This window comes from Lactococcus cremoris subsp. cremoris NBRC 100676 (assembly GCF_001591705.1).
GTDB classification, from domain to species: domain Bacteria; phylum Bacillota; class Bacilli; order Lactobacillales; family Streptococcaceae; genus Lactococcus; species Lactococcus cremoris.
In genome coordinates this window covers 1-11431 of sequence record NZ_BCVK01000067.1, presented here as the reverse complement: position 1 = coordinate 11431, position 11431 = coordinate 1, and the positions used below count along the sequence as shown (strand labels likewise).

12 protein-coding genes and 1 pseudogene are annotated in these 11431 nt (G+C 36.4%); 6 read left to right on the top strand and 7 right to left on the bottom strand.

What is annotated here, in order from left to right; genetic code table 11:
• Positions 1-28 precede the first annotated feature (28 nt).
• Positions 29-549: pseudogene (locus LLA01S_RS12265) on the top strand (transposase); the annotation flags it as partial.
• 239 nt (positions 550-788) lie between these two features.
• Here the strand turns inward: LLA01S_RS12265 and serS are convergent.
• Both serS and LLA01S_RS10625 read right to left on the bottom strand, forming a co-directional pair.
• Positions 789-2060, bottom strand: a complete 1272-nt coding sequence (gene serS / locus LLA01S_RS10630; RefSeq protein ID WP_061778291.1) for a serine--tRNA ligase — start codon at positions 2058-2060, stop codon at positions 789-791.
• A gap of 398 nt (positions 2061-2458) precedes the next feature.
• Entirely contained in the window at positions 2459-2818 is a 360-nt protein-coding gene (locus tag LLA01S_RS10625; protein WP_011676704.1) for a DUF956 family protein, read from the bottom strand.
• A 150-nt stretch (positions 2819-2968) separates the two neighbouring features.
• On the opposite strand from LLA01S_RS10625, the gene LLA01S_RS10620 reads away from it, so the two are divergent.
• Positions 2969-3664, top strand: coding sequence for a YitT family protein (locus LLA01S_RS10620; protein ID WP_014572250.1), 696 nt, complete (start codon positions 2969-2971; stop codon positions 3662-3664).
• A 28-nt stretch (positions 3665-3692) separates the two neighbouring features.
• On the opposite strand, the gene LLA01S_RS10615 is transcribed toward LLA01S_RS10620, so the two are convergent.
• From LLA01S_RS10615 to LLA01S_RS10595, 5 genes are all read right to left on the bottom strand, one after another.
• Positions 3693-4076 (bottom strand): DUF956 family protein, encoded by a 384-nt coding sequence (locus LLA01S_RS10615; RefSeq protein WP_011676702.1) that lies wholly within the window; start codon positions 4074-4076, stop codon positions 3693-3695.
• Between the two features lie 142 nt (positions 4077-4218).
• Positions 4219-5142 (bottom strand): PTS system mannose/fructose/sorbose family transporter subunit IID, encoded by a 924-nt coding sequence (locus tag LLA01S_RS10610; RefSeq protein WP_011676701.1) that lies wholly within the window; start codon positions 5140-5142, stop codon positions 4219-4221.
• A gap of 18 nt (positions 5143-5160) precedes the next feature.
• Complete coding sequence (locus LLA01S_RS10605) at positions 5161-5973, bottom strand: PTS mannose/fructose/sorbose transporter subunit IIC (protein ID WP_032950524.1); 813 nt, start codon at positions 5971-5973, stop codon at positions 5161-5163.
• A gap of 78 nt (positions 5974-6051) precedes the next feature.
• The gene (locus LLA01S_RS10600) at positions 6052-7041 is read right to left on the bottom strand and encodes a PTS sugar transporter subunit IIB (RefSeq protein WP_011676699.1); all 990 of its coding nucleotides are present in this window, start codon (positions 7039-7041) and stop codon (positions 6052-6054) included.
• A gap of 269 nt (positions 7042-7310) precedes the next feature.
• Positions 7311-7514 (bottom strand): ferredoxin, encoded by a 204-nt coding sequence (locus LLA01S_RS10595; protein WP_011676698.1) that lies wholly within the window; start codon positions 7512-7514, stop codon positions 7311-7313.
• 46 nt (positions 7515-7560) lie between these two features.
• On the opposite strand from LLA01S_RS10595, the gene LLA01S_RS10590 reads away from it, so the two are divergent.
• The 4 genes from LLA01S_RS10590 to LLA01S_RS10575 all read left to right on the top strand — a co-directional run bounded on the left by LLA01S_RS10590 (position 7561) and on the right by LLA01S_RS10575 (position 11192).
• The gene (locus LLA01S_RS10590) at positions 7561-8079 is read left to right on the top strand and encodes an SAG1386/EF1546 family surface-associated protein (protein ID WP_021165592.1); all 519 of its coding nucleotides are present in this window, start codon (positions 7561-7563) and stop codon (positions 8077-8079) included.
• A gap of 119 nt (positions 8080-8198) precedes the next feature.
• Positions 8199-8861, top strand: a complete 663-nt coding sequence (gene cmk, locus LLA01S_RS10585; RefSeq protein ID WP_014572251.1) for a (d)CMP kinase — start codon at positions 8199-8201, stop codon at positions 8859-8861.
• A gap of 79 nt (positions 8862-8940) precedes the next feature.
• Complete coding sequence (locus LLA01S_RS10580; RefSeq protein WP_081106897.1) at positions 8941-10332, top strand: LCP family protein; 1392 nt, start codon at positions 8941-8943, stop codon at positions 10330-10332.
• Between the two features lie 239 nt (positions 10333-10571).
• Entirely contained in the window at positions 10572-11192 is a 621-nt protein-coding gene (locus LLA01S_RS10575) for a hydrolase (protein ID WP_021165591.1), read from the top strand.
• Positions 11193-11431: the final 239 nt, after the last annotated feature.

The following is an 11431-nucleotide window of genomic DNA, read 5'->3' as shown; positions in this document are numbered from 1 at the left end:
TTGTATAATTTAGACAAAGGACAAAAACATGAAAAAACGCTACTCAAAAGAATTTAAAGAAACCCTTATCGCCTTCTATCATTCTGGTCAATCCGTCACCCAGCTGTCTAAAGAATACGACGTGGCCCCTGCAACAATTTATAAATGGATAGACCTCTACTCTAAATCTAATGAAAGCTCCGTCTCTAAAGCTGATTTTCTAGAATTAAAAAGACAACTGGCTAAAGTTAAGGAAGAACGAGACATCTTAAAAAAAGTATTGACCATATTCGCCGAGAAAAAGAAGTGAGTGCTGCGGATATGGCTCAAACCATACAACCTTTAGCACTCAATGTCAGACTAAGCTGTCAACTCCTTGATGTTCCTGAATCAAGTTATTATGAACGGATTAACCGACATCCATCTAAAACTCAATTAAGGAGACAATACCTGTCACTCAAAATTTCTCAACTCTTCAATGCTAACCGAGGAATCTATGGTGCTCCTAAAATTCATCATCTTCTACTTAAACAAGGGGAAAAAGTCGGGTTAAAACTAATAGTGACTCTAAGATTTAAGGATAACATCAGATATGCCAAGAAGTTTTTTCTGTTGTTATTAGATAGAAATAAGAATAGTGAGAAACAAGAAGTTTTTATTCAAACTTGGCGGGAAAATATTTCCGGCAATACTTTATATCTTTCTCAAGCTTTCAAAGTTTTCGATAATTACTACTATTTCAAACTTAAAAATTTCAACAAAAAAACCTACTGACAAGACCAAAAAATTTCTGTCAGTAGATTTTTTTATTATTTAATTACTTCAAGTCCACCCATATAAGGACGAAGGATTTCAGGAACAGTGATTGAGCCATCTTCATTTTGATAATTTTCAAGGATAGCAGCCACAGTACGTCCAACAGCAAGTCCAGAACCATTCAAAGTGTGAAGGAGCTGAACTTTACCATCTTCATCACGATAACGAATTTGGGCACGACGGGCTTGGAAATCTTCACAGTTTGAACATGAAGAAATTTCACGATAAGTATTTTGAGCAGGAATCCAAACTTCTAAATCATAAGTTTTAGCAGCAGAAAATCCCATATCGCCAGTAGATAAAGCCACAACACGGTAAGCAAGACCCAATTTTTGCAGAATGTTTTCAGCATTTGCTGTCATTTTTTCAAGTTCGTCATAAGATTGGTCAGGTTTTGCAAATTTAACCATTTCAACCTTGTGGAATTGGTGCAAACGAATCAAACCACGAGTATCGCGACCAGCAGAACCAGCTTCAGAACGGAAAGAAGGGCTCATCGCTGTAAATTTGATTGGTAATTCGCTACCGTCCAAAATTTCACCACGGTAGTAGTTAGTCAAAGGAACTTCAGCAGTTGGAATTAAGACAAAACCACGATCATCTTTCAATTCAAAAGTGTCTTCTTTAAATTTAGGATATTGACCAGTTCCAAACATTGACTCTTGATTAACCATATAAGGAGTGATCATTTCGGTATAGCCTTCTTTACCATGCTCATCAAGCATGAAGTTATAAAGGGCACGTTCAAGTCTTGCGCCAGCACCTTTGTAGAAAAGGAAACGTGAACCAGTGACTTTACCACCACGTTCCCAGTCCAAAATTCCTAAATCTTCACCCAAATCCCAATGAGCTTTAGGTTCAAAATTGAAAGTTGGAGTTTGACCAACACGACGAGCCTCAACATTGTCATCTTCATCAGCACCAATTGGCGTACTTTCATGAGGAAGGTTTGGCAACATAATGATGATTTCATTCAAGTTTTCTTCGATTTCAGCAAGTTCAGCGTCAATGGCTTTGATTTCAGCAGAAACTTTTTGCATCTCTGCAATTTGTGTGCTAGCATCACCTTTTGCACGTTTTACTTGGGAAATTTCATCAGAAACACTATTGCGTTCAGCTTTCAAAGCCTCAGATTTTACAATAAGTTCACGACGTTTAATGTCTAAGTCATGAAGTTTTTCAAGTTTTTCTTTTTCAACACCACGAGTAGCTAATTTTGCAGCAACGCCATCAAAATCAGCACGAATTTTTTTAATATCAAGCATAAGCTCTCCTTTATTTTTTGTTAATTTTATAATCAATCTACTGACGAAAATTCAAACGCTACAAGTAAGCAAAAAATATTTTGTCAGTAGAAAAAAAGCGCCCAAATTCGAAATGAATTAGGGCGCGATAATCGCACGGTTCCACCTAAATTATCTATTGATTTACTGAAAAATCTGTCAGTAAAAATAGAACTCTCATGTTTGTAACGTAAACAGAACGTTCTCATTTTCATGAGAAATTTAAAAGAAGTAGAAAGTCGTTGCTTAATTTTACTTGCTTTCACCAAACGCAAGCTCTCTAAAAAAGTTCACAAGACCCTTTTCTAAAATTATTTTACCATTTTGTGAATTACTTTGTCAAAAATTTTAAAACTGATTGCTGCTGGATTAAACATTTTCTATCTTTTGAAAGCTCGACGGAAAGGATCAAGTAAACTTGGGGCTCTGACAATGTTTTCCTTGCCCACATATTCAGCCACTCTCTTTAAAATGGGACCAGAATCTTTAGAAGAAAAGCGAACTTTTGCCTGAGTGTCCAAAATTAAAGAAAATTGCTGACCAAGTTTTCCGCTGATTGAAACATCAACTTCGGCACTTTTTATACTTTTCCAAGAAAAGAAAATATTTTTCCCACGGTGAGGATTTTTATATTGAAATTCAATTCCAGCATTTCCTAAAATAAATTTTCCATTTTCAACGACACCTAAATAAGCCGTTCCCTTTGTCTCCAAAAAAATTTCTGAATTATTAGCTTCCAAAATCGCCCTCATTTCCATTGATACTTGTATTATAAAATATATACAAAGGAGTAGATAATAAATTTTGATTCCAAAGAGGGATATGGTTTATAGATTAATTATAAAAATGTTATCATTAGATTATAAGAAAAAACTAATAAAGGAGGTAAGATGACTTTAATCGGAGTAAAAATTGATCGACTATTTCTCAGAGACTTATTCATACTACTCATTGGTGTAGGACTTTATATTTTATCCATTCAACTATTTGTTGTTCCTAATGCTATGGCAAGCAATGGAATTGCAGGATTTTCAGTCTTTATTCATTTTGTTTTTGGTCTCAATCCAGCCTTGACCTTTTTTGCGGTCAATATTCCATTGTTTCTTGTCAGTTGGAAATTACTTGAACAAAGAGAATTATTACTGACCATCCCAGGAGCATTAGCTATGAGCGGTTGGATGATGATATATGAGGCTATTGGAATTACAGGCTTTCAAATGGACTCATTAATTGCTGTAGGGGTGATTGATGGAATTCTTTCAGGGATTGGAGCAGGCTTAGTTGTCTTATCACAGGGGACATTTGGTGGCTCTATTCTCTTAGCTCGACTTTTTGAAAACAAATGGAAAATATCTATTGATAAGACATTATTTGGGATTGATATTGTTGTGATGTTATTAGCACTTGTAACTTATCTGGCCCTTCCAAACTTTTTTGTGACACTCCTATCTTGTTTTATTTTTAGTAAAGTGACACGATTCATTGGACGTCCTTCTTATCGTCAGCAAGTTCTTGAAAGATTTGGACTAAGAAAAAGAGAAAGAAGTTGCACTTGCGCGACAAGTGACTGCTCATGTCCCAACTAATAAAAAAATCCCCAAACAGGGATTTTTTTTATTTTTTTTTCTTTCTTTTAAAAGCATTTTTAAAAGTTCCAAGGAAACTTGGCGATTTAACCACTTTTTCGTTTCCTAGATAATGACGAATCCATTTTAAAACTGTTCCTGAGTTTTTCGAAGAAAAACGAACTTTAGAACCGTTTTGTAGAACGATTGAAAACTGACGACCGACTTTAACTTCACCCTTGAGTGTTTTAGAGACGTCACCCTCGACACGAGCAACTGAAGTCCAAGGAAAAGTCATATTTTTTTCAACATTGCGATCATTATAAAATTCAAAAGCAACATCGCCAATTAGAATTTTACCATATTCAGCAAAACCCAAATAAACAATTCCTTCTGTTGAATAATCAGCTTTAGTATTTAGTGATTGAGCCACAGATTCTCTCCATTTCATAGATTAATAATCTAAAAACCATTATACCATAAAAACGCTTTACTTGCTCTAAATATTCTAAAGTTCAAGTGATAAATTATAATAAAAAAACCAATCCGAAGATTGGTTTTTGTTAATCCATTGATTACATGATTTGAGCCCAACGACCGAGGATACCCACGATGAAGAGACCAAAGATAATAACGATTGGAGAAACTTTTTTCTTAAGCAACCACATACAAAGGAATGTGATAAGCAAACCAGCAAGACCAGGAATCAATTGATTCAAGTTATCTTGAAGATAAGTTACTTTTGTAGGATCAAGAGAAAGTTTGTTACCTACTTGACCAAGAATCTCATGAAGTTGTGTACCAGATACAGAACCTTTAGGGAATTCTACGTAAGAACCTTTTTGTAAAGGAATTTTTGAAACAACAGCGTTAGCACCGTTGAAGTTGATTGTTACCCAACGTTGAATCAATACACCAAGGACGAACATACCAAGGATAGATGCACCTTTAGTAACAGTTTGGAGAAGTCCTCCACCAAGGTCTTTAGTGATTGCAGAACCTGATTTATAACCAAATTCTTGAGTGTACCACAAGAAAGCGATACGGATTGCATTCCACACGATGAAGAAGAAGAGTGGAGCGATGATTGAACCACCAACAGCCAATGAAGCTGCGATAGCACCAACGATAGGGCGAACTGTAAACCAGAAGACTGGGTCACCGATACCGGCAAGAGGACCCATCATACCAACTTTTACCCCTTGAATAGCGGCATCATCGATATCAGCACCGTTAGCGCGTTCTTCTTCAAGGGCAAGAGTTACACCGATGATAGGAGCGGCAACGTATGGGTGAGTATTAAAGAATTCCAAGTGACGTTTCAAAGCTTCTTTAGCTTCTTCGCCAGAAGGGTAGAGTTTTTTCAATGCTGGAATGAGCGAGTAAGCCCAACCACCATTTTGCATACGTTCGTAGTTCCAAGAACCTTGGAGGAACATTGAACGCCACATAACGCTACGACGGATTTTCTTATCAAGAGTTACTTTTTTATCAGACATTTTTTAGATCCTCCTTTCTTAGTAGTCGTTCAAGATGTCGCCAATTGGGTCACCTGATGATGATGCAGTACCATTTCCAGAACCACCAGAAGATTGAAGGTTAAGGTAAACGATAGCGATAACAACACCGAGGACACCAGTTGCAATCAATGTTAATTCAGAGATTGGTGCGAGAGCGAAACCAAGGAAGAAGAAAGGCCATACTTCACGAGTAGCCATAAGGTTGATAACCATTGCATAACCAACGGCAACAACCATCCCACCACCGACAGCAAGACCACCAGAGATAACTGGAGGAATAGCAGCAAGTGCGTTTTGGATAGCTTCAGGTGAGATAACCAAAAGAAGTCCAGCAGGGATAGCGATACGCAAACCTTGACAGATAAGCGCGATGAAGTGCCACATTTCAACACCTGTGTAAGAACCATTTTCCGCAGCACGGTCAGCTTGGTGAACGAGCACAACTGAAAGCATACGTACAAGAGTAGTCAATACAAGACCAGCAGTTGCAAGCAAGATAGCAGCAGGAACGATAGTACCCATGATGTGAGTCAAATCAAAGTTGTTTGATTGAACCATCAAAATAGATGAGGCGATTGAGGCAAGGGCAGCATCGGGTGCGACAGCGGCACCAACGTTAGCCCAACCAAGAGCGATCAATTGAAGCGAACCACCGAGGATAATCCCTGCAGATGCGTGACCAGTAACAATACCGATGAGCGAGCAGGCGATAATTGGTTGGTGGAATTGCCATTGGTCAAGGATACCTTCAAGACCAGCAAGGAAGGCAACGAGAATGACCAAGATTACAGATAAAACACCGTATTCCATGTTTTTTATATCTCCTTAATTAATTAGCTGCCTAATATTCAATTTTATTAATCAGAATATCAGACGAGCATATTCTGATTATTGTACGTTAGCTTTTTTAATCAAACCAAAGAGGTCTGATTTAGAATCAGCCGGAACTTTACGTACGTCGAATTTAACTCCGAGGTCACGCAATTTTTCAAAAGTAGCAACGTCATCTTTGTCCATAGAAAGAACTTTGTTGAGCATTGTTTTACCAGTTGAGTGAGCCATAGAACCAACGTTCAATGTATCAATTGGTACACCACCTTCGATTGTTGCAAGAGCATCTTGTGGAGTTTCGAAAAGAAGAAGTGCTTTAGTGTCACCAAAGCGGGGGTCTTTAGCAACTTCGATCATTTTCTTGATTGGTATAACGTTAGCTTTTACACCAGTTGGGGCCGCTTGTTCGATGAGTTTCTTACGAAGTTCATCTTTAGAAACGGTGTCAGAAACAACGATGATGCGGTTTGCTCTTGAGTCTGGAGTCCAAGCAGTTGCAACTTGTCCGTGAAGCAAACGTGAGTCAATACGAGCGAGGTTAATTTTAATTTTACCATCACCGATGACTGTTCCTTCTGGGATTGCACCTTGAACAGCAGCCGGAGCAGCTGCAACAGCAGTTTCTTCAGCAGGTTGAAGTTCTTCAGGAAGTACTTTAATACCGCCTTTGGCTTCTTTCATAATATTTGCTACGACTTTATCCACTCCAGCAGACGCGTCCATCATGCGTTCTGTGTAGGCTTGGATAAGCATAGGCAGGTTGAGGCCTGTGATGATAGCGATCTTGCGCTCTGGATTTTCACCCATCACTGCACTTGCTTGGTTAAATGGAGAACCGCTCCATAAGTCAGCAAGGACAAGTACTTCATCTTCAGCATCAAATGTTGCGATGGCATCTTCAATTTTAGCATGCAAATCAGTTGGTCCTTCGCTAGGCATAAAAGTAACAACTTGTACTTTTTCTTGCTCTCCGAAAATCATAGAACCAGATTGTTTGATGCCTGCAGCGAATTCACCATGGCTCGCAATAACAATTCCGATACTCAATGTGAGTAACCTCCTATATAAGATTATAATAAAAATTATTACTTAGTTATTATACTACTTCAAATCGATATTTGCAAATGTTTTCATAAAAATATTACAGTTGTTCTTTAAGGAATGGAAACCCTTTATAATTAATTTGTATAGATAGCTTTAAACCGAGTTTTTTTATGTTCAAAATAAAAAAAGATTATCAAAGTAAGATAAATCTTTTTGAAAAATGACAGGAATCGAAAAACTTATGGTAGAATAGTAGTTGATAAAATAATACACTAATCCCTTGAAATTTTGAGGGCTCCGGTAGGACATGATTTGACAGCGAGAAGAAGTGAGGAAGTTTCTGAAAGTTCTTTTTGAACTTCATCCGTATCGTAAAATTTTACGATACCATTATCATAGTAGTCAAAAGTTTCTGGCGCATGGAGATTACATAAACCACATGCGATACATTTATCGGGAATTATTTTTATCTTCATATAACAAATGATAATAAAAAAATAGTAAAATTGAAAGGAAAAGGTCGTGTCAACAAAAGAACCCTGGAATAATGAAATTTATCGTGCGATGAAAGAAGAATCGACTGAAATGAAAAGACATGATAGAGGAAAAGAAGAAAGCAAACGTCCTTTGACGACACGCTTTTTAACTTTTCTTGTTGTCCTCATGTTCATTCTTGTTGGATTTGCTATTGGTTTTATTTTATGGAATAATCAAGTAAGAAATACAGCTAGTATTGCTAAAAGCTTTCATCAATCATCAGCATCTAAGTCAGAACAAGCATCAAGTCAAGTCCCGGCCTCTTCATCAACAGAAGCTAGTACACCAGCTAGTAGTAGTACGGCTGCTTCATCATCAAGCAGTAGCTCAGAAGCTGCCGATACCTATACCTATACAATTGCAACAGGGGATTACCCAAGTACAATTGCGGCTAAGACAGGTATTCCTTGGGCGACAATTGCCAGCCTAAATGGAATTAGTGCTGACGGATATAATGCTGATGGGTCAGCTATTCATGCTGGGCAAATTTTAAAATTGAAATAAAATTTCACTGACAGAAAGTTAAATAAGCATATATTATAGAAGAAAATCTTTCTTTTAATTCTGTCAGTAAAATTTGGCCTAAAAGAGAAAATAAGAAATAAGGTAACGATAAAGGTTCTATGAAAAAGATTCAAATTGCGATTGACGGTCCTGCGTCAAGTGGAAAATCAACTGTTGCAAAAATAATTGCTCGAAATCTTGGACTCATTTATTTAGACACAGGAGCCATGTATCGAGTGGCTACTTTAGTTGCTTTGCAAGAAAAAACAGAAGATGCTTCAAAAATCATCCAATTTATTGAAAATCATCCAATTTCTTTTGCAAATGGGAAAAATGGTCAAGAAGTGCTGGTTGGTTTGGATAATGTGACTGAAGTTATTCGAACAAACGAAGTAACGAATGCTGTTTCTAAAATTTCAGCAATGGTGGAAATTCGTGAGTTTATGGTTGCTGAACAACAACGAATTGCTCAAAAGGGTGGAATCATTATGGATGGTCGTGATATCGGAACCGTTGTTTTACCTCAGGCAAATTTGAAAATTTTCTTAGTTGCTTCAGTTGATGAACGAGCTGAGCGACGTTATAAAGAAAACTTATCTAAAGGAATTCCGACAGATCTTGAACGCTTAAAAGTTGAAATTGCTGAACGTGATCGTAAAGATAGCACACGAGTAGTTTCTCCATTAAAACAAGCAGAGGATGCAATTTTGCTTGATAGTACAGGAAAAACTATTAAAGAAATTGTTCAATTTATTGAAGAAAAAGCCAAAAAACTCATGTAAAATGAGTTTTTTTATATTTTTCTGTATTATAAATCCTTTGCAAGTTTTTGCAGGAATTATCAAACTTTGATATAATAATATGACAATGAATGAAAAAAAGTATAAACGCTTAGAATATTTGAGACATAATATCGATTATCTCACAATTAGAGAGCGTCAAGAGTACTATGAGTTACTCAATGAACTGAAAAAAGAAGGAAATTATTCTGAATCTGAAGAATTTGAAGAATATACAGAACCAGAATATTCCGATTATGAATCAGAAAATTTTCAACAAAGAGATTTGGAATCACCCTCTAATAACTACAATACTAATAGAAGAAATACACGAGAAAGTAGCCCAAGCCCAGAAAAAAATAGAAATAAAATTTCTACAGGCAACAAAGGTTCCAAAAAGGCGAAATCTGGTAAGAAAAAGAAGCGACATTGGTTGAGAACAATATTTGGAATTATTATCTTGATTATTGTGCTTATGGTTGGTTTCTTTGTGTACGGCTATCAACGCGGAGTCAAGCATGAAGGAAGTCCTGCAAAACAAGAAAAATTTACAAGTTTGAAAAACTCAGATGGTTCAGTAAATATTTTGTTACTTGGGGCTGACCAAAGGCCCTGGCAATCTTCTGGTGTTGCTCATACGGATAGTATTATGGTTTTACATGTTAATGGTAAAGACCATAATATACAAATTGTCAGCTTTATGCGTGACACCCTTGTCAATATTCCTGATGTAGGTTCAAGTGATAGTCCAGATTCAAAAATTAACTCTGCCTTCACAATTGGAGAACAATATAACAAACAAGGTGTAAACCTGATGAGCGAGACATTGAAGAAAAATTTTGGCATTAATTGCCAATATTACGCGGTAGTAGATTTCTCAAGCTTTGCGACAATTATTGATTCTTTATTCCCGACAGGCCTGAAAATTGATGCAAAATTCTCAACGGTAAATGGTGAAACGCTATCAGCTGTACCTGTACCCGATGACCTTGCTGCAACGGAAGGGAAAACTTCAAATGATAAAGACTTGACTGCTGAAAAGGCTGCCGAATTGGGTTATCCTGATGGTAGTGGTACATTTATGATGATTAAACCGGGAACTCAAAAGATGGATGGTCGCATGTTGTTAAACTATGCTCGTTTCCGTCATGATGATGAGGGAGATTATGGGCGTGTTAAGCGTCAACAACAAGTTTTAGAAACAGTAATGTCTAAAATGAAAAATCCACTTGCTTTATTCACTGCATCAAGTGCTCTTGGAACGACAAGAGCCGTCACAATGACCAATATTCCTAATTCTTTCTTCTTAACAAAGGGAATTACAACCTTGTTTGATATGAAAAATGGAATTAACTCAACAACTATCCCGGCAGATAATGACTGGGAAAACGCTTATGACATGTATGGAGGTTTAGGACTTTCAATTGATATGACAAAATACAAAGCGAAAGCTCAAGAACTCCTTGGCCAATAATAAAAAGTTACTGACAGTTTCTTGTCAGTAACTTTTTTTATGACTAATCTAATAGATAAGGAGTAAGTAAATATAGACAAATCCGGTAGTAAAAGAGGATTAGGCTCTTGTTTTGTAACCAATAAGTTACAATGTATCATGATTTAAAATTACGAATTCTTTTTGGTTGAAGTTTAATTACAGAAAGGTTGCTTTAAAAGAAAAATAATGATATAGTTTAGGCATAAAGGAGGATTCACATGACAAGTTTAGAACCTAGAAACCCAGAAACAGATGAGTTACTTTCACCGGAGAATAGTATGTTTCTGTTGATTGATTACCAACCAACTCAGGTTAATTCTATTAATTCAATGAACAAACAAGACTTAATTAGAAATGTTACTAATTTAACAGAGCTGATGAAAACCTTTGATGTCCCAATCGTATTGTCTACAGTTAATGTAGTAACTGGTCGCAATAAAGAAACAATCCCCCAACTTAAAGAATTATTAAGTGATGTAGTAAGTTATGATCGAACTTCAATTAATTCTTGGGAAGATAAGGAAGTTAACGAAGCAGTTAAGAAAATTGGCCGAAAAAACATTATTATATGTGGGCTTTGGACAGAGGCCTGTCTAACTTTTCCTACCTTAGATGCTTTGAAAGAAGGCTTTGAAGTCTTTGTTCCTGTAGATGCTGTTGGTGGAACAAGCAAAACAGCGCATGAAATGGCCTTACGGCGTGTGGAACAAGCTGGAGCAAAAATGACAAGTTTGGCTCAGATTGCTTGTGAGTTCCAACGTGATTGGAATCGAACAGACAGTGTCCCTGATTTCATCAAAATAATGCAAAAAAGTGGATTCTTCTTAAAACTCGAATAATTTAAATAATATAGACATGCTATACAAAGATAAATGACAAAGATAAATGTGCAGAAATAATTTCTGTACATTTTTTAGTCCAGAATCATTAGATTATGAAAAATAATGATTATTTTGCCTCTTTAATTGTCAGTTAATAGTTTATAAAAAATATTCTAAATTTGTATTTTTATGATATGATATGAGTATGATAATATGATAAGTAGGTCTAATCCGATGATGTTAAATTATATTTATAA